General features: G+C 65.2%; 24 protein-coding genes. 8 read left to right on the top strand and 16 right to left on the bottom strand.

The window, feature by feature from the left end:
* Positions 1-4 precede the first annotated feature (4 nt).
* The 3 genes from EN857_RS10915 (at position 5) to EN857_RS10905 (ending at position 2,633) form a co-directional block, all read left to right on the top strand.
* Positions 5-919, top strand: a complete 915-nt coding sequence (locus tag EN857_RS10915) for a LysR substrate-binding domain-containing protein (RefSeq protein ID WP_187331215.1) — start codon at positions 5-7, stop codon at positions 917-919.
* A 78-nt stretch (positions 920-997) separates the two neighbouring features.
* Entirely contained in the window at positions 998-2,254 is a 1,257-nt protein-coding gene (locus EN857_RS10910) for an aminopeptidase (RefSeq protein ID WP_127394230.1), read from the top strand.
* Positions 2,255-2,276: 22 nt separating this feature from the next.
* Positions 2,277-2,633, top strand: a complete 357-nt coding sequence (locus EN857_RS10905) for a DUF488 domain-containing protein (RefSeq protein ID WP_128346141.1) — start codon at positions 2,277-2,279, stop codon at positions 2,631-2,633.
* Positions 2,634-2,840: 207 nt separating this feature from the next.
* Here the strand turns inward: EN857_RS10905 and EN857_RS10900 are convergent, their stop codons facing one another.
* From EN857_RS10900 to EN857_RS10860, 9 genes are all read right to left on the bottom strand, one after another.
* Entirely contained in the window at positions 2,841-3,194 is a 354-nt protein-coding gene (locus EN857_RS10900; protein WP_127284891.1) for an ArsC family reductase, read from the bottom strand.
* 231 nt (positions 3,195-3,425) lie between these two features.
* Positions 3,426-3,779 carry a nuclear transport factor 2 family protein gene (locus tag EN857_RS10895; protein WP_127393099.1) on the bottom strand — a complete coding sequence of 118 codons (354 nt, stop codon included), beginning with the start codon at positions 3,777-3,779 and terminating at the stop codon, positions 3,426-3,428.
* Positions 3,780-3,929: 150 nt separating this feature from the next.
* The gene (locus EN857_RS10890; RefSeq protein WP_135858539.1) at positions 3,930-4,916 is read right to left on the bottom strand and encodes a 2-dehydropantoate 2-reductase; all 987 of its coding nucleotides are present in this window, start codon (positions 4,914-4,916) and stop codon (positions 3,930-3,932) included.
* Positions 4,916-6,445 carry an acyl--CoA ligase gene (locus EN857_RS10885; protein WP_127393100.1) on the bottom strand — a complete coding sequence of 510 codons (1,530 nt, stop codon included), beginning with the start codon at positions 6,443-6,445 and terminating at the stop codon, positions 4,916-4,918. The genes EN857_RS10890 and EN857_RS10885 overlap by 1 nt, the downstream gene beginning before the upstream one ends.
* A gap of 71 nt (positions 6,446-6,516) precedes the next feature.
* Positions 6,517-8,103 carry a gamma-glutamyltransferase gene (ggt, locus tag EN857_RS10880; protein WP_127393101.1) on the bottom strand — a complete coding sequence of 529 codons (1,587 nt, stop codon included), beginning with the start codon at positions 8,101-8,103 and terminating at the stop codon, positions 6,517-6,519.
* Between the two features lie 21 nt (positions 8,104-8,124).
* A complete protein-coding gene (locus EN857_RS10875) occupies positions 8,125-8,925 on the bottom strand; it encodes an ABC transporter permease (RefSeq protein WP_127393102.1) in 801 nt (266 codons plus the stop codon).
* Entirely contained in the window at positions 8,922-9,839 is a 918-nt protein-coding gene (locus tag EN857_RS10870) for an ABC transporter permease (protein WP_127393103.1), read from the bottom strand. The genes EN857_RS10875 and EN857_RS10870 overlap by 4 nt, the downstream gene beginning before the upstream one ends.
* On the bottom strand, positions 9,839-10,921 hold the full coding sequence (locus EN857_RS10865) for an ABC transporter ATP-binding protein (protein ID WP_128346146.1): 1,083 nt from the start codon (positions 10,919-10,921) through the stop codon (positions 9,839-9,841). Before EN857_RS10865 ends, EN857_RS10870 begins: the two co-directional genes overlap by 1 nt.
* A gap of 133 nt (positions 10,922-11,054) precedes the next feature.
* Positions 11,055-12,095 carry an ABC transporter substrate-binding protein gene (locus tag EN857_RS10860; protein WP_135858536.1) on the bottom strand — a complete coding sequence of 347 codons (1,041 nt, stop codon included), beginning with the start codon at positions 12,093-12,095 and terminating at the stop codon, positions 11,055-11,057.
* Positions 12,096-12,325: 230 nt separating this feature from the next.
* Here EN857_RS10860 and EN857_RS10855 point away from each other — a divergent pair, with 230 nt between their 5' ends.
* Positions 12,326-13,027 carry a GntR family transcriptional regulator gene (locus EN857_RS10855; protein WP_187331216.1) on the top strand — a complete coding sequence of 234 codons (702 nt, stop codon included), beginning with the start codon at positions 12,326-12,328 and terminating at the stop codon, positions 13,025-13,027.
* Positions 13,028-13,036: 9 nt separating this feature from the next.
* On the opposite strand, the gene EN857_RS10850 is transcribed toward EN857_RS10855, so the two are convergent.
* From EN857_RS10850 to EN857_RS10820, 6 genes are all read right to left on the bottom strand, one after another.
* The gene (locus EN857_RS10850; RefSeq protein WP_245509077.1) at positions 13,037-14,179 is read right to left on the bottom strand and encodes an ABC transporter ATP-binding protein; all 1,143 of its coding nucleotides are present in this window, start codon (positions 14,177-14,179) and stop codon (positions 13,037-13,039) included.
* On the bottom strand, positions 14,169-14,777 hold the full coding sequence (locus EN857_RS10845) for a cupin domain-containing protein (protein ID WP_127311581.1): 609 nt from the start codon (positions 14,775-14,777) through the stop codon (positions 14,169-14,171). The genes EN857_RS10850 and EN857_RS10845 overlap by 11 nt, the downstream gene beginning before the upstream one ends.
* Before the next feature lie 270 nt (positions 14,778-15,047).
* Positions 15,048-16,118, bottom strand: coding sequence for an ABC transporter substrate-binding protein (locus tag EN857_RS10835; RefSeq protein WP_127286372.1), 1,071 nt, complete (start codon positions 16,116-16,118; stop codon positions 15,048-15,050).
* Positions 16,119-16,148: 30 nt separating this feature from the next.
* Positions 16,149-16,982 (bottom strand): ABC transporter permease, encoded by an 834-nt coding sequence (locus EN857_RS10830; protein ID WP_128346852.1) that lies wholly within the window; start codon positions 16,980-16,982, stop codon positions 16,149-16,151.
* Positions 16,979-17,866: an ABC transporter permease gene (locus EN857_RS10825; protein ID WP_127394157.1), complete on the bottom strand. Its 888-nt coding sequence runs from the start codon at positions 17,864-17,866 to the stop codon at positions 16,979-16,981. The genes EN857_RS10830 and EN857_RS10825 overlap by 4 nt, the downstream gene beginning before the upstream one ends.
* 98 nt (positions 17,867-17,964) lie before the next feature.
* Positions 17,965-19,245 carry an FAD-binding oxidoreductase gene (locus EN857_RS10820; RefSeq protein ID WP_135858534.1) on the bottom strand — a complete coding sequence of 427 codons (1,281 nt, stop codon included), beginning with the start codon at positions 19,243-19,245 and terminating at the stop codon, positions 17,965-17,967.
* 196 nt (positions 19,246-19,441) lie between these two features.
* Here EN857_RS10820 and EN857_RS10815 point away from each other — a divergent pair, with 196 nt between their 5' ends.
* The gene (locus EN857_RS10815) at positions 19,442-20,599 is read left to right on the top strand and encodes a fumarylacetoacetate hydrolase family protein (RefSeq protein ID WP_127286710.1); all 1,158 of its coding nucleotides are present in this window, start codon (positions 19,442-19,444) and stop codon (positions 20,597-20,599) included.
* A gap of 594 nt (positions 20,600-21,193) precedes the next feature.
* Here the strand turns inward: EN857_RS10815 and EN857_RS10810 are convergent.
* Positions 21,194-21,775 (bottom strand): TetR/AcrR family transcriptional regulator, encoded by a 582-nt coding sequence (locus EN857_RS10810; RefSeq protein ID WP_127286709.1) that lies wholly within the window; start codon positions 21,773-21,775, stop codon positions 21,194-21,196.
* A 248-nt stretch (positions 21,776-22,023) separates the two neighbouring features.
* On the opposite strand from EN857_RS10810, the gene EN857_RS10805 reads away from it, so the two are divergent.
* From EN857_RS10805 to EN857_RS10795, 3 genes are read left to right on the top strand one after another with little or no spacing between them, the layout of a single operon-like run.
* Positions 22,024-22,281, top strand: a complete 258-nt coding sequence (locus EN857_RS10805) for a hypothetical protein (protein WP_127286708.1) — start codon at positions 22,024-22,026, stop codon at positions 22,279-22,281.
* On the top strand, positions 22,275-25,463 hold the full coding sequence (locus tag EN857_RS10800) for a multidrug efflux RND transporter permease subunit (protein WP_127393687.1): 3,189 nt from the start codon (positions 22,275-22,277) through the stop codon (positions 25,461-25,463). Before EN857_RS10805 ends, EN857_RS10800 begins: the two co-directional genes overlap by 7 nt.
* A 14-nt stretch (positions 25,464-25,477) precedes the next feature.
* Positions 25,478-26,632 carry an efflux RND transporter periplasmic adaptor subunit gene (locus EN857_RS10795; RefSeq protein ID WP_127393688.1) on the top strand — a complete coding sequence of 385 codons (1,155 nt, stop codon included), beginning with the start codon at positions 25,478-25,480 and terminating at the stop codon, positions 26,630-26,632.

Here is a 26,632-nt window from a genome sequence, read left to right as displayed (position 1 = left end):
CTACATGACTGTGCTGAACCGCGTCCATCTGAACGGCCTGCGCGCCGTCGAAACCGTCGCCCGGCTGGGCTCGCTCGCGGCGGCGGCCGGCGAGCTCAACGTCTCGGCCAGCGCCGTCAGCCAGCAGATCAAGCGCACGGAAAAGCAGCTCGGCCAGGCGCTGTTCGAACGCACGCCGGGCGGCCTTGTTCCGACGGAGTTCGGCGCGGTGTTCACGGCAAGGCTTGGCGCGGGCTTCCGCGAACTGGCGCAGGCGGTGGCGCTGGCCGACGAGGCCAGCCAATGCACGCTGGTGGTTTCGGTGGCCCCGGCCTTCGCGTCGAAATGGCTGCTGCCGAGGCTGTCGCGGCATTTCGCCCGGTATCCGAACGTGCTGTTGCGCATCGACGCCTCGGGCCGGGTCGCCGATCTCGACCATTCCGACATCGATATCGGCATCCGGATGGGCGACGGCAAATGGCCAGGCGTGCAAGCGGAACTGCTTCTGGCGCAGGAAGTGTTCCCGGTCTGCGCGCCGTCGATCGCAGCCAGACTGCGCTCGATCGAGGACCTGGCGCAGACCTGCGCCATCACCGACGAGCGGTCGATGATCAGCTGGGACAGCTGGTTCGCGGCGGCCGGCGTCGAGCCGGTCACCTTTCTCAAGGGGGCACGCTTCACCGATCCAATGCTGTGCCTGGAATCGGCGATCGCCGGCCATGGCGTCATGCTTGCCTGGCAGTTGCTGACCGCCGACGCGCTGGCAGACGGCCGGCTGGCCGCGCCGTTCGGCGTACGCGCCGAGAGCGGGCTTGGCTACTGGATGGTGACCTCGGCGACAAAAAGCGAGAGTCGCAAGGTGCGCGACTTCAAAGCCTGGATCCGCGAGGAAATCGCGGCGACCATGGCGCAGTTCCGGTCGCTGGACAGCGCCGCCTGAGCCAGTCGATCCTTGTGGAAAGGCTAGCCCTGCCGGTCTATGTATGGGCCAGACCCCAACATCACGGCAGGCAGGATCATGACCACACATTCGCGCGGCGTTGCAGCAACCATCGACCCGGTGAAGCTCGACAGGCTGGCCGAAGTCGCCATCAAGGTCGGGCTGCAGTTGCAGCCGGGACAAGACCTTGTGGTGACGTCGTCGATCGCGGCCCTGCCCTTGACGCGGCGCATCGTCGAGCACGCCTACAAGGCCGGCGCGGGGCTGGTGACGCCGATCTTCAATGATGACGAGATCACCCTGGCGCGCTTCCGCTACGGCGCGGACGCCGGCTTCGACCGTGCCGCCGGCTGGCTCTATGAAGGCATGGCGAAGGCCTTCTCCAACAATGCGGCGCGGCTTGCCGTGCGCGGCGAGGACCCCTCGCTCCTGTCGGCGCAGGATCCGGCCAAGGTGGCGCGCGCCAACAAAGCGAACTCGATGGCCTACCAGCCGGCACTGGAGAAGATCACCGGCTTCGACATCAACTGGAACATTGTCGCCTATCCCGACCTTGCCTGGGCCAAGCAGGTGTTCCCCGGCGATGCCGACGACGTCGCGGTGGCCAAGCTCGCCGATGCGATCTTCTCGGCCTCGCGCGTCGACGTCGAGGATCCGATCGGCAATTGGAAGGCGCACAACGCCGCGTTGGCCGAGCGCACGAAATGGTTGAACGAGCACAATTTCCATGCGCTGCATTTCACCGGGCCGGGCACCGACCTGACCGTCGGGCTGGCCGAAGGCCATGAATGGATGGGCGGCGCCTCGACGGCCAAAAACGGCGTCACCTGCAACCCGAACATCCCGACCGAGGAGGTGTTCACCACACCGCATGCAAGGCGGGTCTCCGGCCACGTCTCCTCGACCAAGCCGCTCTCCTACCAGGGCACGCTGATCGACGAGATCTCGGTACGCTTCGAGGAAGGCCGGATCGTCGAGGCCAAGGCCTCCAAGGGCGAGGACGTGCTGAAGAAGGTGCTCGACACCGACGAAGGCGCGCGCCGCCTCGGCGAGGTGGCGCTGGTGCCGCATTCCTCGCCGATCTCGAAGAGCGGATTGCTGTTCTTCAACACGCTGTTCGACGAGAACGCCGCCTGCCACATCGCGCTCGGCCAGTGCTATTCGAAGTGCTTCGTGGACGGCGCCTCGCTCAGCCAGGACGAGATCGCTGCGCGCGGCGGCAACAAGAGTTTTATTCACATCGACTGGATGATCGGCTCGGACAAGATCGACATCGACGGCCTCGGCAAGGACGGCAGCCGCGTGCCGGTGATGCGCAAGGGCGAGTGGGCCTGAGGTTTCCGAACTCGGAGGTGCGATGGCCTTCGATATTGCCGTAAAGCGCGTCTATGAGGCGCCGGCGAAAGCGGACGGCCAGCGGGTGCTGGTCGACCGCATCTGGCCGCGCGGCATTGCCAAGAAGGATGCCGCGCTGACGCTATGGCTGAAGGAGATCGCGCCGAGCGACGAACTGCGCAAATGGTTCGGGCACGAGCCGGAGCGCTGGGCGGAGTTTCGGAAGCGGTATTCGGCGGAACTGGATGGGAATGGCGAGGCGGTGGCCCAGCTGCGCGCATTGCTCGGCAAAGGCAAGGTGACGCTGCTCTATGGTGCGCATGATGAGGTGCACAACAACGCGGTGGCGCTGGCGAGGTATTTGCGCGCCCAAGCATAAATGCTGAGACGTCGAGTTCCTTCGCCCCCTCTCTGTCCTGCCGGACATCTCCCCCTCAAGGGGGGAGATCAGCTGTCGCGCCGGCTTTCGCCAAATCGCCAACGCCGCAGGAATGAGCGACGCGCCAAAGCTGCCAATCTCCCCCTCAGGGGGAGATGTCCGGCAGGACAGAGAGGGGGCGAAGGAACGCGGCGTAAGCAGTCGAGCCTACTTCCCGCCAACCGCCTCCTCATAGACCTCCGGCTTGAACCCAACCAGGATGCGGTCGCCCACCTCCAGCACCGGTCGCTTGATCATCGTCGGCTTGGCCAGCATCAGCTTCTTTGCCTTCTTCTCGTCGAGCGCACCCTTCTCCTCGTCGGGCAGTTCGCGAAAAGTCGTGCTCCCCTTGTTGAGCAGCTTTTCCCAGCCGACCTTTCCGACCCAGCCGTTCAGCCTCTCCGCCTCGATGCCCTCGGCCCGGTAGTCGTGGAAGCGGTAGGCGACGTCGCGGCTCTCCAACCAGACGCGCGCCTTCTTGATCGTGTCGCAGTTGGTGATGCCGTACATGGTGATCGTCAAAACAGACCTCGGGCAGATGGGTTCGCGAATCTGACGACAAGCTAGGCCCGCCCTGCCCGCTTTGCCAGCGACTTAGGCCGAGCTTCCTTGACGGCTGGGGCACGGTTGCCGATGCGGACCATGCGAGGACGATTTGAGACATCACATGGCGGCCAGCATGTCATCCCAGCCGCCATGCCTGACTTTAACCGTGCGCGATGCGAGCCCTGGAGGCTGCTGGAATTTCACGCTTCAATAGTAAAAACGCTCTTCGCTGATCTTGCCGTTCTTGACCGTATAGAGGCCGACCTCATCCATGGTGACGCGCTCGCCGGTGGATTTGGGCGTTATGTCGAACTTGAAGCGCAGCGCGAACTGGTCGCCATTGACATAGGGGCCGTCGACCGAGCCGCCGTGAACCTCATGGTTCGCTTCCCACCACTCGCCCTTCTGCTTGACGGCTTCCTTGCCGCTGCAAACAGCCATCGGCCCTTCCATGGCCTCATAGCTGACGATGTCGTCGGCATTGTACCTCGCGGCAGCACTGTGGCTGTCGCCCTGCTTGAGGAGTTCCGTGAAATCCTTGGCAATTTCAGCAGTGGTCATGACTTCCTCCTGTTCAGACCAGTCGCAGGTAGGGGGTCGACTGCTCGGCTACTACCGCCGGCCTGTCCCACAGGTGACAATTCGTGTCAGGAGAGACAGGTCCAGCTTGCAGCGATTTGAAATGCTCGCATGGCGACCAATGCGTCGTCCTTACAACGGGGCATAACAACCGCGCTTGATGGCCAGCCGCCGCACCAGCGCCAGCACGCTGTCGATGGCCGGCGTCGGCTTGCCGGTCAGGCGGCCGAGTTCCTGCACCGCGCTCACCAGCGCGTCGATCTCCATGGGGCGGCCGCGCTCCAGATCCTGCAGCATCGAAGTCTTGTGCTCGCCGACGTCGCCGGCGCCCTTGATGCGCTTGTCGACGGGGATCGGAAAGCGGACGCCGAGGCTTTCGCCGATCGCTTGCGCCTCCAGCATCATGGCGCGGGCAAGCGTTCGCGTTCCCTCGTCGGCGACGATGGCCGCGAGCGTGCTGCCGGTCAGCGCCGAGATCGGATTGAAGGACAGATTGCCCCAGAGTTTTATCCAGATCTCCGAGCGGATGTCCTCGCGCACCGGCGCCTGCAGTCCGGCTTTGACCATCTCGCGCGCCAGCGCGGTTACGCGCTCGCTCTTTTCGCCGGACGGCTCGCCAAGCGAGAACCGCGTACCCTCGACATGGCGGATCAGGCCGGGGGCATCGACCTCCGCGGCGGGATAGACGACGGAGCCGATGACGCGCTGCGGGCCGATGCGCTGCCAGATCGTGCCGCCGGGATCGACCGCCTGGATGCGCGTGCCTTCGAGCGCGCCGCCGGCCTTGTAGAAGTACCACCAGGGCACGCCGTTCTGCATGGTAACCACCGCTGTCTCCGGCCCAAGCAGCGGTGCGATCTGGTCGAGCGCCGGCGCCAGCGAATGGGCCTTCAGCGCCAGCACGACATAGTCCTGCACGCCGAGCTCTTCCGCGCGGGCGGCCGCCCTCACTGGCGCGGCAATCTCGCTCTCGCCCTCGATCAGCCTGAGGCCATCGGCCTTGATCGCCTCGAGATGCGCGCCGCGCGCCACGACCGACAGATCGACCGTGCCTGCGGCTGCCAGCTTGGCGGCGAGATAGCCGCCGATGGCGCCGGCGCCGAACACGGTGACGCGCATCAGCCGAGCCCGAGTTTTGCCGCGAGACCGATGCGCTGCAATTTTCCCGTCGCGCCCTTCGGGATCTCGTCCAGGATCAGCACCTTGCGCGGCACCTTGAAATCGGCGAGCCGAGTCGACGCAAAGCCGCGTATGTCGGACTCGCTGGCGCTCTGGCCTTCGCGCAGCACGACAGCGGCCGCGACCTCTTCGCCGAGCTTGTCGTGCGGCATGGCGAAGGTGACGACCTGCGCCACCGCCGGATGGTCCATCAGTACGCCGTCGACCTCGAGCGGCGAGATTTTTTCGCCGCCGCGATTGATGATCTCCTTCAGCCGGCCGGTGACGCGCAGATAGCCATCCTCGTCGAGCACGCCCTGGTCGCCGGTATGGAACCAGCCGTGGGCGAAGGCGCTGGCGTTGGCGTCGGGATTCTTCTCGTAGCCTGCGGTGACGTTGGGGCCGCTAATGACGATCTCGCCGGTCTCGCCGGCGTCAAGCAGCCGTCCGTCCGGCGCCATGACAGCTACGTCCGGTCCGGCCGCGGCGCCGACGCTGCCCGGCTTGCGCTGGCCTGGCGGCAGGCGGTTGGACGCCATCTGATGCGCGGCCTCGGTCATGCCGTAGGATTCGATCACCGGGCAGCCGAAGGTCGCCTCCAGCTCGGCCATCACCTGCGCCGGCAAGGACGCGGAGGACGAGCGGATGAAGCGCAGCGGTGCCGCCGCAAGCGCTTCCGCATTGCGCGCGGCGCGCGGCAGGATCGCCTGATGCATGGTCGGCACCGCCGTGTACCAGCTCGGCTTTGCCTCGCCCAGCCAGTGGAAGAAGCGTAGCGCATTGAAGCCCGGCGTGCAGAAGACGCTGCCACCGGCGGCGAGCGAGGACAGCACAGCCGCGATCAGCCCGTGAATGTGGAAGAGCGGCATGATGTTGAGGCAGCGATCGGCCGAGGTCAGGCCGAGCGTCGCGCCGATATGCGCGGCCGAGGCGGCAAGATTGGCATGGCTTAATGGCACCAGCTTCGGGCGCGAGGTGGTGCCGGAAGTGTGGAGAAGCAGCGCGATGTCGCCGTCCGCTGCCAATCCCGACGCGACGGGCGGGCCGACCGGATCGCCTTCGATGGCGAAGCTGCCGGCGGGCGCGTCATCCGGCGGCAGCAACCGCAGCACGCGGATGCCGAGACGCTCGGCGACTTCGACCGCCGGCCCGTGCTCATCCCTGGCAACCAGAATCGCCCTGGCGCCGATGTCCGAGAGATAGAAATCGAGCTCGTCGGCCCGATAGGCCGGATTGAGCGGAGCAGTCGAGGCGGCCGCCGCCACGGCGAGGAAGGCGGTCGCCATCTCCGGTCCGTTCGGCAGCACGATGGCCACGCGGTCGCCACGGCCGAGGCCGAGCGCATTCAGCTTCGCGACCGTCTCGCGGATCAGCCGGCGCAGCCCGCCATGGGTGAGCGTCGGCCTGTCAGGGGCCGAAACAGCCGGCGCGTCAGCGGCGCCGGAGGCGAGGCGGTGCGCAAGGTACACGGTGTCAGCGGTATTGGTCATGGTCACCGACTATCTTTCCAGCCTGCAAAAATCCAGCCGAGCGGCAGCATTCAATCGTGAAACCGCGGGCATCAGTATCCGAGCGCCATTCCATCCTTGCGCGGATCGGAAGCGCCGGTCAGCGTTCCCTTCTCCCAGTCGATCAGCACGGCCTGCCCGCCGCCCAGCGGGTGATCCGGCTCCACCACCTGATGGCCGCGCCGGTGCAGGCCTTCAACTGTGTCGGGGCGGACGTTTCGCTCCGCCTCGACGACGTCGTGATTGTAGAAGACGCGCGGCGCGTCCAGCGCCTGCTGCGGGTCCATGCCGAAGTCGATCATATTGGTCAAAAGATGGACATGGCCGAAAGGCTGGTAGCCGCCGCCCATGACGCCGAACGGCATCACCGCGCGGCCGTCCTTCGTCATCATGCCCGGCATGATGGTGTGCATCGGCCGCTTGCCGGGGGCTATCGCGTTCGGATGTTTCGGATCGAGCCGGAAGCTGGTGCCCCTGTTCTGCAGCACGACGCCGGTCTTTGGGCTGACGACGCCGCTGCCGAAGGAATAGTAGGTCGAGTTGATGAAGCTGACCGCGTTCAAGTCACGGTCGACGACGGAGATGTAGACCGTGTCGCTGCCCGGCAGATCGAGGCGCGGCAAATCGGTCATGGCGCGTTCGCGATCGATGGCGGCGCGCAGCCGGTCGGCATAGACGGCGGACAAAAGCTCTTTCACCGGGACGGCGACATGATCCTGGTCGCCGAGAAATGTATCGCGGTCGCGGTAGGCGAGCCGCCCGGCCTCGATCTCCAGATGCAGGCGCTCGGCGCCATTGGGGTCGAGCCCGCCAAGCTCAAAACCGGAGAGCACGTTCAACATCAAAAGCGCGGTCAGGCCCTGATTGTTCGGCGGCATCTGATGGATGCCGTAGCCCTTGTAGGAGATGCCGACCGGGGCCTTGTAGTCGCCCTTGGTCGAAGCGAAATCGTCGAGCGTGTGCAGCCCGCCGAGCTGGCGCAAGCGACCGACGATGTCCTCGGCCACCGCACCCTCGTAGAAGCCGGCACGGCCTTTCCTGGCGATGATGCGCAGCGTTTCGGCGAGCTCCGGCTGGCGATGGACGTCGCCGGCCCTGGGTGGTTTGCCGCCGGGCAGGAAGATGCGCGCCGCGACCTCGTCGGCCGACAGATCGGTCTCGGGATCTTTCCAGTCGAAGGCGACGCGGTCGTGCACGACATAGCCGTTTTCGGCATAGTGGATCGCCGGCGCCAGCGCGTCGGCGATGCCCTTGCGGCCATGATCCTCCAGCAGCCTGCACCAGGCGTCGACGGCCCCCGGAATGGTGACCGCATGCGGGCCCTGCTTTGGCAATTCGCTGAAGCCCTTCTCCAGATACCAGTCGACGGTCGCCGCCGCCGGCGCCCTGCCCGAGCCGTTGAAGGCGAGCACATTCCCCTCGCCCTTAGGGCAATAAAGCACGAAACAATCGCCACCGATGCCGGTCGACTGCGGCTCGACCACGGCCTGCACGGCGGCGGCGCAGACGGCGGCGTCCATCGCATTGCCGCCGGAGCGCAGCATCTCGATCGCGGCGAGGGTCGAGAGCGGATGCGAGGTCGCGGCCATGGCTTCGGTGGCGCGGACCGGCGAGCGGCCGGGAAACTGAAAATCACGCATGCTGTTACGGTATCCCTGCATTCAACGTCCGCGGCCGAAAAGCTGAGCGGCGGACAACAAGACGATCGATAGCACGATCAGGCAAGTCGAAATGGCGGCAATGGTCGGATCGATCTGGTCGCGTAGCGCATTAAACATGCGGCGCGTCAGCGTCGTGGTTTCCCCGCCGGAGATGAACAGCGAAACCACCACCTCGTCGAAGGAGGTGATGAAGGCAAACAGCGCGCCCGAGACGATCGAGAAGCGGATCTGCGGCATCGTCACCTGAAGGAAGGCGGAGAAGCGGTTGGCGCCGAGGCTGCGCGCCACCTTCTCCTGGTTCATGTCGTAGGACCGCAGGCCGGAAACAACGGTCAGCACCACCAGCGGCAGGGCCTGCACGGTATGCGCGATGACGAGGCCGGTCAGCGTGTTGTTGAGGCCGATGCGGGCGTAGAGGAAGAAGGTGCCGATGCCGATCAGGATGACCGGGATGATCAGCGAGGCGGTGAGCAGCGCGTTGATGGCGCCGGTCAGCCGAAGCGTGCCGGCATTGATGGCATAGGCGGCAGCGGTGCCGAGCGGCGTCGCCACGATCATCGTCATTACAGCGACCTTCACCGAGACGATGGTGGCATCGCGCCATTCGACCGAACCGAAATAGCTCTCGTACCAGCGCAGCGACCATTGCTCGGGCGGGAACTGCAGCAGCGTCGAGCCGGAAAAGGACATGATGACGATGATGACCGACGGCGCGATCAGGAACAGCAGGACCAGCGCTCCGAGCGCATAGAGCCAGAGCCGTTGCCGGTGCGATATGGGCAGGGCATTTTCCATGCTCATCGCGAGCTCCAGACGCCGGTGGCGCGCGCGCCGAGCAGCCATTGGAACAGGCCGAGCAGGGCGAGCGTGACGGCAAGCAGCACGACGCCGAGCGCGGCCCCCGCGCCCCAGTTGGAATAGAGGCTGGTGGTCTGCTCGATGCGCATCGCCCACATGATGACCTTGCCGCCGCCCATCAATGCCGGCGTGACGAAAAATCCGAGGCAGAGCACGAAGACGATGACCACGCCGGAGGCGAGGCCGGGCAGCGACAGCGGGAAGAATATCTGCCGGAAGGTGGCGGCCGGGCTGGCGCCGAGATTCATGCCGGCGCGCAGGCAATCGATGTCGATCGTCTTCATCGAGGCGTAGAGCGGCAGCACCAGGAACGGCAGCATGATGTGGGTCATGCCGATAATGACGCCGGCGAAATTGTTGGCGAGCGGCAGCGGCTGGCTAATGACGCCGAGGTCGATCAGCCAGCTGTTGATCAGGCCCTTGCGCTGCAGGATGACCAGCCAGGCATAGGTGCGCACCAGCACCGAGGTCCAGAACGGCAGGATGACCAGGATCAGGCAGATCGAGGCCGCGCGGCGCGGCAGTTGCGACAGCATGTAGGCCAGCGGATAGCCGAGCACGACGCAGGCGCCGGTGACGGCGAAGGCAACCTTGAAGGTGGTGAGGAAGGTCTTGATGTAGGAGGGCTGCTGGAAGAAGCGCGCGTAGTTCGAAGCGCTCAGCGAGCCGGTCTCGTCGAACAGCGACAGCCAGAACAGCCAGCCGATCGGCACGATGATGACGGCGAAGACGAGCAGCAGGCCGGGCGACAGCAGCGCCAGCAGCCCGAAGGTTTCGCGGCGCGCATCGGCATGCAACGCATCGGCGTTGAGCGTCCGGGCACCGGCATGGGGCAGTATGGCGGATTGCATGCTCATCAGTCCGCCGCCACCAGCACCACGTCCTCGGCATCGATACCGAGATTGACCGGCTCGCCGGGCCCTGGCAGCCTGGCCAGCACGTCACTGCGGCAATAGTCGCGCAGCGTCACCTGGCGGCCGTCGCGCAGGGTGGCATAGCAGGCGAAACTGTCGCCCTGGTAGATGACGTCGCCGACGGTCGCCGGGATCACATTGACGCTGCCCGCCGGCTGAGCGTCGGCGACGAGGCGCAGCTTTTCCGGCCGCACCACCATCAGATGGCAGCCGGCGGCCGGCACCGCAGAGGTCATGCGGATCTTCCTGTCCTCATACCAGACGCTGCCGTTGCGGCTTTCGACCGGGATGAAGTTGGAATCGCCGATGAAGCCGGCGACGAAGCGCGTTTTGGGCGCGGCGTAGAGCACTTCCGGCCTGTCGATCTGCTCGATGCAGCCGGCGTTCATGACGGCGATGCGATCCGACATGGTGATCGCCTCGCGCTGGTCGTGGGTGACGTAGACGGTCGTCATGCCCAGCCGGCGATGCAGATTGCGCAATTCGATCTGCATGTGCTCGCGCAGGCTCTTGTCCAGGGCCGAAAGCGGCTCGTCCATCAGCACGATGCGCGGCTCGAAGACGATGGCGCGGGCCAGCGCCACGCGCTGCCGCTGGCCGCCGGAAAGCTGGTCGACGCGGCGCTCGCCGAGCCCTTTCAACTGCACGAGGTCCAGCGCCTTTTCGACGCGCTCGGCCGTCTCCGCCGTCGAGACGCGGCGCTGCTTCAACGGAAAGGCGATGTTGTGGAAGACATTCATATGCGGGAACAGCGCATAGTTCTGGAACACCATGCCGATGTTGCGCCGGTGCGGCGGCATGGCGATGATCTCCTCGCCGCCGACCTTGATGCTGCCGGCATTCGCCCTGACGAAGCCCGCCAGGATCATCAGCAGCGTCGTCTTTCCCGAGCCCGACGGGCCAAGCAGCGTCAGGAATTCACCCGCCGCGACATCGAGCGAAAGATCGCGCAGCACCGAGACGCCGCCGAATCTCTTTTCGATGCCGCTGATGCCGATGGGAAGCGCGGTCGGCGCGATGGACAAAAGCATCTCCCTGGACTCCGGATCATTCATGGCGGGACGGAGCTGGGGCAGCGCCTGGACGCTGCCCCGGCAGTTTGTCGTGACGCAATTCCGGACGGAAAACCGCTGCACACTTTTCCTGGAATTGCTCTGTCTATTGCTGGATCAGGTTGTTGAACTTCTCGGTCGCCTCGACGAGGGTGTCGCGCCAGAATTCGGGATCCTGCAGCACCTGCTTCTTGACGTTGTCCGGCGCGGAATTGATGTCCTTGATCCGCTCCGGCGGGATCTTGCCGGTCTCGAAGGCCTTTTCGTTGGCCGGGCCGTTGTCGACATAGAGCGGCAAATTGGCCTGAAGGTCGGGGCTGACGAACTTGGCCAGCGCCTTCATGGCGAGGTCCTTGTTCTTCGAGCCTTTGGGGATGACCATGCAGTCGGCGGTGAGAACGCCTTGGTCGAAGGAGAAGCTGACCGGCGCGCCTTCCTTGCGCAAGGTGCCGGCGCGGCCGTTCCAGATGCTCGCCATGTCGACCTCGCTGTCCTTGACGAGCTGCATGGCCTGGGCGCCCGAGGTCCACCAGGCGTCGATATGGCCCTTGACCTTGTCGACGGATTGCAGCGCGCCGTCGATGTCGACCGGATAGACCTTGTCGATCGGAATGCCCTTGGCGAGCGCGGCGACACTCAGCGTTTCCGTCGCCTGGCTGCCGGAGAGCGCGCGGCGGCCGGGGAATTTCTCGACATCCCAGAAATCGGCCCAGGTCTTCGGCCCCTTGTCGCCGAAAACGTCGGTCCGGTAGATCAGCACCACGGAGGTGTAGGAGATGCCGACCCAGTCGTCATGGACGAGCTTGGGATTGATGCCGCTCTTGTCGATGACGCTGTAGTCGAGCTTCTCGAACAGGCCTTCCTTGGAGCCGCGCGCGCATTCGTCGGCGCCGAGCTCGGTGATGTCCCATTTGACGGCATTGCCGGTGACCTGCAGGCGCACGTCGTCGAGGCCGTTGGTGGTGTCCTGCTTGATGGTGATGCCGAGTTCCTTGGCCGTCGGATCGAAGAAGGCCTTGGTCTCCGCCTCCTGATAGGTGCCGCCCCAGGAGGCGGCGGTGATGGTGTCGGCGGCCGATGCCGGGACGGCGACCGAGGCCAGCAGCCCCGCGACCGCAAGACTTTTGATGCAAAGCAGCTTCGTCATTTTCGCTTCTCCAACCGGTGTTCCCATTATCGTTGATTTGGTATGCGAATTTGTATACAATTTTGAGTGTAATTCGTCGGAAGCCGATGTCAACACGCGCCATGCGTTTTTGGTGACGAAAGATGGAGGCCAAGGCCGGAGCGCTACTCTGCTCGAAACGGTCCTGTTTCAAGCAAGCGCCAAAAGGCTCTAGACTGCGAATCCATGACAGACCGTTGGAGGCGGGACGCTTGAGCAAGGAGAGAAAGAACACGCTGCGCGATTCGGTGTTCGAGAAGCTGAAGGCGCTGATCATCACCGGCCAGATTCCGCCTGGCTCGCGTGTCACGGAAGCCGACATGGCCGAGCGCCTGAAGGTCAGCCGCACACCGGTGCGCGAGGCCTTCAACCGGCTGGAGCGCGACGGCCTGGTCATCGGCCGTCCGCGCCAGGGCTATCTGGTCGCCGAGTTCAATCTCACCATGTTCCGCGAGGCCTTCGACATCCGCGAGCTGCTCGACGGACGCGCGACCGAGCTGGCGGCGGCCAACGCCACCGCCGCCGACAAGACGCGGCTGCGCGCAGTTCTTGCCGAATGCGAGCGTCTGGCCGCGATCCCCGACCGCAGCACCAGGGAGCAGTTCGAGGAACTGCAGGTCGGTATCGACCTGCATCGCGTGATCGCCGAAATCGGCGGCAACGAGATGCTCTCCGGCATGCTCTGCGGCATACTCGACAAGTGCCAGCAATATGTCTGGACGGAGCTTCTGTGGCTGGACGAGTGGAAGCTCACCCGCGAGGAGCACACCGGCATCGTCGACGCGATCTGCGCCGGTGATGTGGCGCTTGCCGGCGAGCGCGCCCGCGCGCATGTGCGAGGCTCACGCGAGAACATTCTGCGCCTGCTGCAGGCCAAATCCGACTATCAGGGTTTTTTCGCCAAGGCGTCCTGAGGCAAGCGGTCAACTGGAAAGCATAGGGCAGCTGGCGCCCCGGCGCAGGCTGATATGCGCCACGTCGCCGACGCTGAACTGAAAACCGTCGGCGCGTCGCGGCGCATCGATCACCACCCGCATCCCCTGCCCCAGCTCGGCGTGGAGGCGCAGCGTGCGGCCGTGAAAGACGACGCCGCTCACCCGTGCCGGCGCGGTGCCGTCGGCGGCTTCGGTGGTCGCCAACAGGTCCTCGGGACGCACGCCGATGGTGCGCATCTCGCCGGCGGCCGGCATCTCGCCGGTTTCGGATATAGCTTCCAGCGGCAGCTCGCCGGCGGCAAAGCGCAGGCGCTCGCCGTCGCGGCCGACGAAGCGCGACGGCAGGAGGTTCATGGTGCCGATGAAAGAGGCGACGAATTTCGTCGCAGGGCGGTCGTAGAGGGTCGCCGGCGGCGCGATCTGCTCGATGCGGCCCTTGTTCATGACGACGATGCGATCGGAGATCGACAGCGCTTCGGTCTGGTCGTGGGTGACCATGACGAAGGTGGTGCCGAGCCGCGACTGCAGCCGCTTCAGCTCAACCTGCATCTGCTCGCGCAGATGTGCGTCGAGCGCCGACAGCGGCTCGTCGAGCAGCAGCACGCGCGGCTCGCAGACGATGGCGCGGGCGAGCGCGACACGCTGGCGCTGGCCGCCCGAAAGCTCCAGGACGCGGGCGCCGAGCTTGTCGGCGAGGCCGACCATGTCGAGCGCCGCGCCGACGCGTTTCGCCTGCTCGGCGCCGGACAGTTTGCGCAGCGACAGGCCGAAGCCGACATTCTCGGCGACATCCATGTGCGGGAACAGCGCATAGTCCTGGAACACGGTGTTGACCGGACGATCGAAGGGCCTCAGGCCCGTTATGTCGCGGCCCTCGAGCAGAACATTGCCGCTGGTCGGGCTCTCGAAACCGGCGATGACGCGCAGGCTGGTGGTCTTGCCGCAACCGGACGGCCCTAACAAAGTGAGGAACTCACCCGGAGCGATATCCAGGTCGACGGCGTCGAGACCAACCACACCACCCGGAAAGACCTTCGAGACTTTCTGCAGTCGAACTAATGCATCTCGCAATTCCGGACGGAAAGCCGTGTCGCGCTTTGCCTGGAATTGCTCTGTCGCATCAGGCGCCATCGCGCACCTCGGAGGGTTTTGTCGTGTTGACCCAGAGGATCTGGCAGCACTCGGCGCCGGGGTTGCGGAAGGCATGCAGAAGCGTGCTCTTGAAGGCAAAGCTGTCGCCGGCCTTCAATCCGTAGGTGGTCGAATCGACCACCAGTTCGACCTCGCCCGTCATCACGAAGCCGAATTCGTGGCCGGCATGGGCGTAGGCTTCCGCCGTGCCGCCGCCGGCCTCGACCGTAACCAGCATGCCGGTGAGCGTGGCCGCTGGCGGCGAGAGCAATGCCTTGGCGATGCCTTCCGACTTGACCGGTATCTGCCGCCGCTTGTCGGCGCGCACGCAATAGAGGTCGTTGACGGCGTCATTGCCGTCGGCGATCAGCGCAGACGGTTCGATGTCGAGCGCGGCGGCCAGCGGCCAGATCACCTTGACACGCAGCGAGGACATGCCTCGCTCGATCTGGCTGAGCGCGCCGATCGAAATGCCGGCCTTTGCCGCAAGCTCGGCCAGCGACAGCTTGCGCTCCAGCCTCAGCGCCCGCACGCGCCGGCCGACGCGCACATCGGCATCGTCCTTCGACCTTTCGGCGGCTTCGTCAAAAACGTCCATGCGTTCGTCCTCGTTGCAGTACTTTGGCCAGCCAACAAAGCCGTGCCGGTTCTGGTCTTACCGGCGTTGGCGCCGCCCCTCATCGCCCTGCCGGGCACTTCTCCCCGTATAGTGACGGGGAGAAGGGGCTGACCGCAGCGTCGCCCCTCTCCCTGCAGCAACAGCGGCGATTTGCGAAAGCGGCGACGACAGCGCCCCTCTCCCCGTCACTATACGGGGAGAGGATGCCGGCAGGCAGGTGAGGGGCAGCACCGGCTTTGGCAATGGCGCTCAACCCCCGGCCTTCACCTTCTCGAACATCTTGGCGACGTCGTCGTTCTGCTTCATCGGCCCAGTAAAGATGGTGGTCTTCAGCATCACGTCCGGATCCGACGGCAGTTGCAGCTTTTCCAGCTCGTCCTTCGCCACGCCGGCGAAAGCGGTGCTCAGCGAACTGCCGTAGCCATAGGACTGGATCAGATACTTACCGGAGTCGGCGTCGAGCCGGCTGTTGATGAAGTCATAGGCGAGATCGACGTTCTTGGCGTCCTTCAGCATGACGAAGCCGCAGGACCAGGTCAGCATGCCCTCCTTCGGCTTCATGAACTCGACGGGCACTCCCTGCTTCTTCAGCGATGTGGCCGACGCGTTCCAGGTCATGGCGGCGACCAGTTGGCCGCTTGCCAGCGCCTGTTCGACCGAGGTCATGTCGGTGGTGTAGCTGGACAGCAGCGGCCGCTGCTCGCGCAGCTTCTCCGCCACCTTGTCCATCTGCTCCGGAGTCATGTCGAAGGGGTTCACGCCGGCGAGCAGTGCGGCGACGATCGGCGTGTCATGCACGGCGTCGATGGTCGCCATGCGACCGGCATACTGCTTGTCCCACAGAAGGTTCCAGCTCGCCTCGGGGTTCTTCACCAGATCGGTGCGGTAGAGGATCGAGGTGTTGCCCCAGTCCCACGGCACCATCCAGACCTTGCCGTCGCCGGCCTGGATGTCGGGCAGGTTCTTGAACACCGGGAAGATCGAATCCCAGTTCTTGATGCGCTTGGTGTCGATCGGCTGCAGCAGGCCTTCCTTGTTCCAGCGCGCCACCTTGTCGTAGCAGGGGTGCGCGATGTCCGGCCGGAAGCCGGCCTTGACCTTGGTGAAGGCGTCGTCGTCGTCGCCGAAGATCGAGGCCTCGACGCCGTCCGGATGGGCCGCGAGGAAGCTCTTGTTGAAGTCGGGCAGTTCGTAGCCCGACCAGGTGAAATACTGCAGCTTGTCGGCGGCAAAGGCGACGGTCGACGACAGCGCGAGCGCCAGGGCCGCAAGGCCGGCGCGGGTCTTGTGTCCGGTGATCGATTTCAGCTGGAATGTCATTTTCGTTCTCCTCTCTTTCTTTGTTGTGGTTCAGGCTGGTTTGGCGGCGGCTGGCCGACGCGCAGCGCCAAGGCCGCGGTGGCGCAGGATTTCGGCTGAGCCGGCGATGATGAAGGACACAGCCAGGATCACTGTGCCCAGCGCCATGACAGTCGGCAGCGAGCGCGGGAAGCGCAGCTGGCTCCAGATGTAGAGCGGCAGCGTCGGCTCGGTGCCGGCGAGGAAGAAGACGACGATGAACTCGTCGAAGGAGATAAGGAAGGCAAGCATGAAGGCCGACAGCACGGCCGGCGCACTCAGCGGCAGCATGACGCGCCGGAACGTCGTCCAGTCGGAGGCGCCGAGGTCGAGCGCCGCCTCGCGGATGGTTTTGGGAATAGCGGCGAAGCGGCTGCGCATCACCACCACCGTCGTCGGCAGCGCGACAAGGATGTGCCCAAGCACGATCGAAACGCGCGACGGGCCGAGGCCGATGAGATTGACCAGGATCAGCAGCGATATGCCGACGATGACGCCGGGGATCAGGATCGGCAGACGGGCGATGGCGCTGATCGTGGCGGCGAGCGGCGAGCGGCCGTAGAGATCCATATAGGACACGGTGATGCCGCAGAGCGTGGCGCCGGTGGCTGCAACCGTGGCGATGACGAGGCTGTTGGCGAGCGCGCCCGACAGCACCGGATTGCCATAGAGCGTCTCGTACCATTCAAGCGTGAAGCCCTGCAGCGGAAACGCAGCTTGGATGGAATTGTTGAAGGAAAACAGCGGGATCAGCAGCACCGGCAGATAGAGGAAGACCAGATAGCCAAGCACATAGAGGCCGAGCCAGCGGCCGCCCGTGTTGATGTCGGTGCGCGTCGCGCTCATGTGCGGCTGCCAAATCTGCGGTCGGCGCCGCGCGCGACCAGCACCACGCACAGGATGACCAGCATGACGCAAACCGAAAGTGCGGCGCCGAACGGCCAGTCATTGGCCTTGCCGAACTGGGACTGGATCAGCGTGCCGATCATGGTGCTGGCCGGGCCGCCGACCATGGCCGGCGTGACGTAGTCGCCGACCGTCGGCACGAAGACGACGAGGGCCGCCGCCAGCACGCCCGGCATCGAATTCGGCAGCACGACGCGGCGGAACGCCGTGAACGGACGGGCGCCGAGATCGGAAGCGGCTTCGAGCAGCGATTTTGGGATCGTGTCCAGCGCGACATAGATCGGAAGGATGGCAAAGGGCGCGTAGGCGTGGGCAAGCGTGACCACGACCGCCGCCGGCGTGTTGAGGAAGGCCAGCGTCGGCTCCGACCAGATGCCACTTTCGATGAAGGCCGAGTTGAGCACGCCATTATAGGCAAGCACGATCTTCCAGGCGAAGACGCGCAAAAGATAGCTGGTCCAGAATGGCAGCGTGACCAGGAAGAGCAGGAGGCCGCGGCGCCGGCCGGCATGGAAGGCGAGATAGTAGGCGACCGGATAGGCGGTGACCACCGTCGCCAGCGTCACCAGACCGGCGATGACCAGCGAGCGCAGCGTCACCGTCCAGTAAAGCGGATCGGTGGCCACGGTGACGAAGTTCGCGGCGGTCAGGCCGACGCCGAGCAGCGAGCCGTCATTGCCGCGGAAGGCAAGGAAGATCACCAGTCCGAGAGCGAACAGGATCAGGAAGAAGGTGACCAGCCCACCCGGCAGCAGCATGGCGAAGCGGAACGCCGGCGAAGCGCGGGTTTCCGGCAATGGCTGACTTGCTGCAATGGCCGACATCGATCTGCCCGTCGGAATTATGAAATCGACTTAGATTTTTTCAGATTTGTGAAACTGTCAAGCTGAATCGCGAGAATGACGGAATGTGCTCGGCGAAATCAGCGCTCCAACGCGTCGAGCATCCGGTACCAGGCGATCGTCGCGGCAACGCCGACCTGCCGGAAGGCATGGAACGGGATCGGCCGGATCGGCGACAACGGAAACGGCAGTTGCCGCGCATCGCCGCTCGCCAGGTAGCTTGCCATGCGCTTGCCGAGCGCGCTCATCAGGCCGACGCCCCTGCCCTGGCAGCCGGCAACGGCAAGCAGGCCCTTTTCGGGCTCGTGGATATGCGGCAGATGATCCGGCGTCATCGCCACCCGGCCGAACCAGCGTTTCTCGATCGCGATGCCGGCAAGCGCCGGATAGAGACGGATCAGAGCGCGTTCCAGATGCGCCCAGTCCGCGGCGCTGGAGGGCAGCGCCATGCGGCCGCGGCCGCCCAGCACAAGCCGGCCGTCCGCGCTTCTGCGGTAGTAGACGAGGATGCGGCGCGAATCCGACACGGCCTGCCCGCCCGGCAGGATGCCGGCGCCAATGTCAGCCGGCAGCGGCGCAGTGGCAATCGGGAAGGAATGCAGCGGCACGATGGTCCGCGCGAGGCCAGGCAGAAGGCCATCGGTGTAGGCGTTGGTGGCAAGCACGACAGCCTTCGCCCGCACCTCCAGGCCGCTTTCGGTCAAGACCTGCCAGAGACCGGCGTCCTTGCGCAGCTTCACCACCTTCTGCCCTTGTGCGATCCCTGCGCCAGCGGCAGCGGTGACCCGCGCCAGCTCCAGCGTATAGGCCAGCGGATCGACGACGCCGGCGCGGCGGTCGAGCCAGCCGCCGAGATAGCCCTTGGCGCCGGTCATGGCCGCGATCTCGGCCTGGCTTAGCAGTTCGACGTCGGCGCCGCGCGCCCGCCACTGGCGATCCCGGTTTGCTGCCGCAGTCAAAGCGGTCTCGGTGTGCACGGCCTGGATCCAGCCGTTGCGGGTGAGCGGCACCGCCAGCTTCTCGTCGCGGATCAGGTCGAACACCGCATCCGCGGTCGAGGCGGCAAAATTGACCAGCGCCTCGCCACGCTCCTTGCCGAAATGCTCGACCAGCCATTCCGGATCGTATTTCAGTCCGGGGATGACCTGACCGCCATTGAGACCCGAGGCACCCTCGCCGATCGCTCCGGCGTCCAGCACCTGGACGGCAAGGCCCTGCCGCGCGGCATGGAGCGCGGTGGAGAGACCCATGATCCCGCCACCGACGATGACGACGTCAACTGCGCCGACCGCCGGTTGCGGCTGGAACGCGGACACCTTTTTGGGCCTCTGCCAGATCGGATCGGAAAACGGCTTGGGCAAGGAACACCTGGAAATGCAATGGGCTCGTGAAAATCGTATTGCCGATTTCATGGATTTGAAAGTGCGTTTCGATTGTGCCAGCCGGCCCGTGGCTGCGGACAGCGCGCCCATGGCCCACCAAATGATCCCATCGGCGGGATGGACGTCTGGACAAAATCCGGGGAAAGTGCCCGCCGCCAACGAAAGGACCGATGCCATGACCGACCCGACCCGCCTGCCCGCCGACGGAATTTTCATCGGGCGAGCGAGAACCAGCGAGGCGGCCCATCCGCTGGTGGTCGCGGTGCGCGACGGCACGGTCTTCGACATTACGTCGAGCGCCGCTCCAACCGTGCGCGACCTCTGCGAGTTGCCGGACCCGGCCGGCTATGTCCGCTCCGCCAAGGGCAAGCCGATCGGCGCGCTTGAAGACATCGCCGCCAACAGTTTCGAGGCAGAGCGCGACGCGAAGAAGCCGTTCCTGCTCTCCCCCGCCGACCTGCAGGCGGTGAAGGCTTCCGGCGTCACCTTCGTCGTCAGCCTGCTCGAGCGCGTCATCGAAGAACAGGCGCGCGGCTCGGCGGAGAAGGCCGACGCCATCCGCGCCGACATCGCCGGCCTGATCGGCCACGATCTGTCGAAGCTGAAGCCCGGCTCGCCGGAAGCGATGGAGATCAAGGCCAAGCTGATTTCGCGCGGCGCCTGGTCGCAATATCTGGAGGTGGGCATTGGTCCGGACGCCGAAATCTTCACCAAATGCCAGCCGATGGCATCTGTCGGCTTCGGCGCCGATGTCGGCCTGCACCCGGTCTCCACCTGGAACAATCCGGAGCCGGAGATCGCCATGATCGCCGACAGCACCGGCCGCATTGTCGGCGCCACGCTCGGTAACGACGTCAATCTGCGCGACGTCGAGGGGCGCTCGGCGCTGCTGCTGGGCAAGGCCAAGGACAACAACGCGTCCGCAGCGCTCGGTCCCTTCATCCGGCTGTTCGACGAGACGTTTTCCATCGCCGACGTGAAGCGCGCCACGGTGCGGCTCAGCGTCGAGGGCGAGGACGGGTTCGCGCTGGAGGGCGCAAGCTCGATGGCCGAGATCAGCCGCTCGCCGGAGGAGCTGGTCAAGGCAGCGATGGGGCCGCATCACCAGTATCCGGACGGGCTGGCGCTCTATCTCGGCACCATGTTCGTACCGTCGAAGGATCGCGGCGAGAAGGGCAAGGGCTTCACCCACAAGGTCGGCGACATCGTCACCATCTCGTCGGAGAAGCTCGGCGCGCTGGTCAACCGGGTGCGCCTGTCACCGGATTGCCCGCACTGGACCTATGGCGCCAGCCACCTGATGCGCGACCTCGCCAGGGCCGGCCTGATCTGACAACCCTGCAAGAACCGGCCATCATCAACACAATTTTATGTTGGGGCCCGGTGACTGCCGGCGCGATCCGTTCCAAGATCGCGGCGCGGTCGGGGGGCCGCCGACATGTCCGATTCGCCGCTGATCTCCCTGCGCAACGTCGCCAAACGCTTGGGCGGCTTCGTCGTACTGGTCGACTGGCTGGGCAGGATCTAGCGCGGCCGGCGCGCGGAACGCAGGCAGAACGGGCCGCGGCTGAGCCTCGCTCGACTACCTTACCTCGCCCAAACTGGGCCGCGATTGATCTTCAAGGAAAACGTTCCGGTTCAATAGGTTAGCGCGCCGCAACAAGGCTGCTTTATCCAGATTTGTCGGATGATTGGCAAACGGTGCGGCAATTCTGCACATCAGCTATGCAAGTTTCATGGTTGCCGAATCGTTAAGCAATCAGTAGATATCCGGGTGTCGGCCGTCTCCTCCTCCCAGATGTGATGCCGACGGTGAATGCGGTACACCTCCTCCCGTGCCGCATTCGAAATCGAGCCCGCTGCCTCCTCCTCCCGGCAGCGGGCTTTTTTTGTTCCTGCCGTTGCGGTCTGGAGACGGGCGCCGCCGTCAGCGCGCTCTGAAGGACGCGATCAGCCCTTCCGCCATGCGCACGAACTGCGCGCTCGGACCCTCGGCGCCGACGCTCTGCATCGAGACGCGCGCGCCTTCGAGCAGCAGCGACAGCGTATCGGCAAGCAGCTCGGCCTGGCCGACGCCGGCATCGCGGCAAAGGCTGACCAGGCGTTCGCGCTGGGCTTCCTTCAGCTCCTTGATGACGCGCCTGGCCGGATGATCGGTCTCGCTGAGCTCGACGGCGGCATTGGCCATGTCGCAGCCGCGGCTGTCGGCAGTGAGCATCTCGGAGACCTTGCGGACCCAGGCGTGCAGCTGCGCCAGCTTGTCGCCCGGGTGCTCGGCCTCGAATGCGTCCCATATCGCGGCGGCCTTGGCCGCCGTGGCGCGCAGGCATTCGATGATCAGGTCGTCCTTGGATTCGAAGTGACGGTAGAGCGTCATCTTGTTGGTGCCGGCTGCCTCGGTGATGGCGTCGACGCCAACACCCTTGATGCCGTGCTTGTGGAACATGTCCTGCGCCGTCTCCAGGATCCGATCCCGGGGGCGAGAGCGCTCCACGACGCCGTCTGCCATCATGATCTCCTTTCGTTTCCAAAAAACCCTCGGCCACCTCTTGACTAGGGTGTTACCGGTCTGTAACTTCCAGAATGTTACTTACTGGTAACACCTATGTCTCTCCGCGTCAACGACAAGACCCGCCGATCGGTCCTGCCAGAGTGAGATAGGGCCAGAAACCTGCCTGTCATGCGGCTTCGGCCGGTGAAGACGAGAAAACGGTTCGCGATCATTTGGATGCGGACCGCAAGCAAGGAGCCGCTCCTATGCAGAAGCGCAAAGACCTGACGATCGACGAGGCCATCCGGGATCCGATGATCCGGCTGGTGATGATGGCGGACCGGGTCGATCCGCGCAGCTTCGAGGCGATGCTGCGTTCGAAGGCGGCCACGCAGGCGCCGGACCGCAAGGCGGCGCCGCGTTTCCTGGAAGATTCAGGCGCGGCGCGCAGCCGGCAGCTGTCCAGGATCGCCAACGCGTTTGGCGAAGCAAAAGCATTCAACGAGGCCTGCGTGTCATGGTGAACTTCTTCGTCCAGCGCCCGATCTTCGCATCGGCGATCGCCATCATCATGATGCTCGCCGGTGCGATCGCGTATTTCCTGCTGCCGGTCTCGCAGTTCCCCGACATCACGCCGCCGCAGGTGGTGGTCAGCGCCCACTATCCTGGCGCCAGCGCGCAGGTCGTGGCCGACACCGTGACCACGCCGCTCGAGCAGCAGATCAACGGCGTGCAGGGCATGACCTACATGTCGTCGACGAGCTCGAACGACGGCTCCTCGACCATCACCATCACCTTCGATGTCGGCTATCCGCTGAGCACCGCCGCCGTCGACGTCCAGAACCGCGTCTCGCAGGCCGCATCCTCGCTGCCGGCGATCGTCAATCAAAGCGGCGTGACGATCAAGAAGCAGAACCCCAATTTCGTGCTCATCGTCGACCTCACCTCGCCGGACGGCTCGATCGATCCGGTGGCGCTGAGCAACCTCGCTTATCTGCAGGTGGTCGATCCGCTGAAGCGCCTGCCCGGCGTCGGCGACGTGCAGATCTTCGGCGAGCGGCGCTATTCGATGCGCGTCTGGCTCGATCCCGACAAGCTGGCCAATCTCGGCATCACCGCCGTCGACGTGCAGAACGCGATCGCCGAACAGAACGTGCAGGTGGCGGCCGGCAAGATCGGCCAGTCGCCGGCGCCTGCCGGCACCGCTTTCGAGATGCAGGTCAACGCCGTCGGCCGCCTGAGCGACCCGAAGGAATTCGGCGAAATCGTCGTGCGCGCCGACCCGGCGAACGGCTCGCTGGTGCGCTTGCGCGACGTCGCGCGCATCGAGCTCGGCGCATTGCAATATTCCTCCTCCGCCTTCTTCGGCAAGGACCCGACGGTGGTGCTCGCCGTCTACCAGATGCCGGGCTCCAACGCGCTCGACCTGCAGCAGCGGGTCAAGGACAAGATGCAGGAGCTGTCGGCGCGCTTCCCGAAAGGCGTCAAATACGGAATGCACTACGATACGACGCGCTTCGTGTCGGCCTCGATGCATGACGTGCTGATCACGCTCGGCGAAGCGCTGGTGCTGGTCGTGGCGGTGGTGTTCATCTTCCTGCAAAGCTGGCGCACCACCATCATCCCGACCATCGCCATCCCGGTGTCGCTGATCGCGACGCTGGCGGTGATGTACATGCTGGGCTTCTCGCTCAACATGCTGTCGCTGCTCGGCATGGTGCTGGCGATCGGCCTCGTCGTCGACGACGCGATCGTGGTGGTGGAAAATGTCGAGCGACAGCTCGAGGCCGGCCTCAAACCGCTGGCAGCCACGCGCGCGGCGATGGCGGAAGTGACGGGACCGATCATCGCCACCACCGCGGTGCTGATGGCGGTGTTCATTCCGGTCGCCTTCATCCCCGGCGTCTCGGGCAAGCTCTACAACCAGTTTGCGCTCACCGTGGCGATCTCTGTCGGCATCTCGGCTTTCAACTCGCTGACGCTGAGCCCGGCGCTGAGTGCGGCATTCCTGCGCCATCGCGGCGAGACGCAGTTCTTCTTGTTCCGCTGGTTCAATGCCGGCTTCGACTGGCTGTCGCATGCCTATGCGCACGGCGTGCGCATCCTGATCAGGCTGCGCTGGATCATGCTCGGCCTGTTCGCGGCCGGTCTCGTCGCGACCTATTTCGTCTGGCAGAAATTGCCCTCAACCTTCCTCCCCGTCGAGGATCAGGGCTATTTCTTCGTCGTCATCCAGCTGCCCGACGGCGCCTCGCTGGAGCGCACCGATGCGGTGGCCGAGAAGGCGCGCGACATCCTGCAGAACACGCCCGGCGTCGACATCGTCGGATCGATCAGCGGCCTCAACTTCCTGACCAGCGCCGCGCAGTCGAACTCGGCGGTGGAGTTCGCCATCCTGAAGCCATGGGACGAGCGCGGGCCCGACCAGAGCGCCTCCAAGCTCGTCGAGCAGGTGCGCGGCAAGCTGCTGCAAATGCCGGAAGCCTTCGCACTCTCCTTCGACCCGCCTTCGATCCCGGGCCTCGGCACCACCGGCGGCTTCGAGTTCCAGGTCGAGGACCTGTCCGGGCGCGGAAGTGCTGCGCTGAACGACGTCACCCAGGCTTTGCTCGCCGAGGCGCGCAAGCAGCCCGAGCTCAATCCGCAGCAGCTGTTCTCGTCCTTCTCGACCTCGACGCCGCAGTTCAACTACGACCTCGACCGCAGCAAGGCGAAGCTCCTCGGCCTCAACCTGCCCGACGTGTTCAACACGCTGCAGATCTATCTCGGCTCGCTCTACGTCAACGACTTCAACCTGTTCGGCCGCACCTTCCGGGTGACGATCCAGGCCGACAAGGATGCGCGCGCCGATGCGACCGACATTTCACGGCTCTATGTGCGCAATTCGTCGGGCGGCATGGTGCCGCTGAGCACGCTGGGCAAACTGGTGCCGATCGTCGGGCCCGAGACGGTGCCCCACTACAACAACAATGCGTCGGCCTTGATCAATGGCGGCGCCGCCCCCGGCTTCTCGTCCGGACAGGCGGTGGCGGCGATGGAACGCGCCGCGGCAAATGTCCTGCCCAGGGATTTCGGCTATGAGTGGACCGGCATCACCTATCAGGAGCTCAAGGCAGGCTCGATCGCCTCGATCGTGTTCGGCCTGGCAATCGTCTTCGTCTTCCTGATCCTGGCGGCGCAGTATGAAAGCTGGGCAATGCCGTTCATGGTGCTGCTCGCCGTGCCGCTCGCCTTGTTCGGCGCTTTCGCGGTGCTGTTGCTGCGCGGCATGCAGATCGACGTCTACTCGCAGATCGGCTTCGTCATGCTGATCGGCCTGGCGGCGAAGAACGCGATCCTGATCGTCGAGTTCGCAAGGCGACGGCGCGAGGAAGGCCTCAGCATCGTCGAGGCGGCGATGGAAGCCGCGCGGCTGAGGCTCAGGCCGATCCTGATGACGGCCTTCGCCTTCATCCTCGGCGTGCTGCCGCTGATGTACGCCACCGGCGCGGGTGCCGCCAGCCGCCAGTCGATCGGCACCACCGTCTTCGGCGGCATGGTGGCGGCGACGGTGCTGTCGCTGGTGTTCGTGCCGGTCTTCTACGCGGTGATCGAGCAGTTGCGCGAGCGCCGTGAGCGGAGCGAACCCGCCGCGGAACATGAACAAGAGCATATTGAACCGACTGCCGAGCCGGCGCCCCTGCGCCTGGCTGAAGCGGCCGAATAGGATTGGAGACCAAAATGCGTAAATGGAAAATCGCTTTGGGAACGGCCGTGGCGCTCGGCGCAATTTCGATGGCCAGCGTCCATCTGCTCGACATGGGCAGCTTGAGCCTCAATGCCGGCACGGCGGGCGCAGCGCCCGCGCCGGCGGCCTTCGTGATGCCGGTGCCGGTGGTGAACGTCGTCAAGAAGACCATCCCGATCTATCTCGACTATGCCGCGCGCGTCGAGTCGATCCGCAGCATCACGCTGCAGGCCCGCGTGCCCGGCTACCTGCAGGAGCAGGCTGCCGCCGACGGCAGCGACGTCAAGCAGGGCGACCTGCTCTACCGGATCGCGCCGCAGGACTATCAGGCCGCACTCGACCAGGCGCAGGCCGAGATCGAGCGTGACACGGCGACGCTCGACTACGCGCGCTCCAATCTCGGTCGCGGCACCGAGCTCGCCAAGAGCGGCTACCTCGCCAAGGACAGCTTCGACCAGCGCACCAGCACCTTGCGCGCGGCCGAGGCGGCGCTTGCGGTCGACAGGGCGGCGCTCCGCACCGCCGAGCTCAACCTCGGCTATGCGGAGATCAAGGCGCCGTTCCCGGGGCGCATCGGCCGCAACCAGGCTTCGGTCGGCACGCTGGTCAGCGTCGCCGGCACGGTGCTCAACACGCTGGTGCAGCTCGATCCGATCTACGTCACCTTCAATCCGAGCGAGACGGATCTGGTTGAGATCGAGGCGGCCAAGGCGGCCGGCCCGATCGCCGTCGATGTTCTGTTGCCGGGTCAGACGGAACCCAGCCAGAAGGGCGAGCTCACCTTCATCGACAACACGATCGATCATTCGACCGGCACCATCACGGCGCGGGCGACGATCGGCAATGCGAAGTTCTCGTTGCTGCCCGGCCAGTATGTTCGCGTCCGGCTGCATGTGAAGGAGCAGCCCGACACGCTGATGGTCCCGCAGGTGGCGCTCGGCTCCAGCCAGCTCGGCAAGTACCTCTACGTCGTCGGCAAGGGCAATACTGTCGACCAGCGCATGGTGTCGCTCGGCCCGGTCAATGGCGACCAGGTGGCCATCCTGAGCGGCGTCGCCGAGGGCGACCAGGTGATTACCGGCAACCTGCAGAAGATCGGCCCCGGCATGCCCGTCTCGCCGCTGCCGCAACAAAAACCGGCCAGCTGA

The organism is Mesorhizobium sp. M4B.F.Ca.ET.214.01.1.1 (assembly GCF_004791545.1).
Lineage (GTDB): Bacteria > Pseudomonadota > Alphaproteobacteria > Rhizobiales > Rhizobiaceae > Mesorhizobium > Mesorhizobium abyssinicae.
Note: the sequence above shows the minus strand (reverse complement) of the source record. Positions and strands in the feature narration are given on the sequence as shown.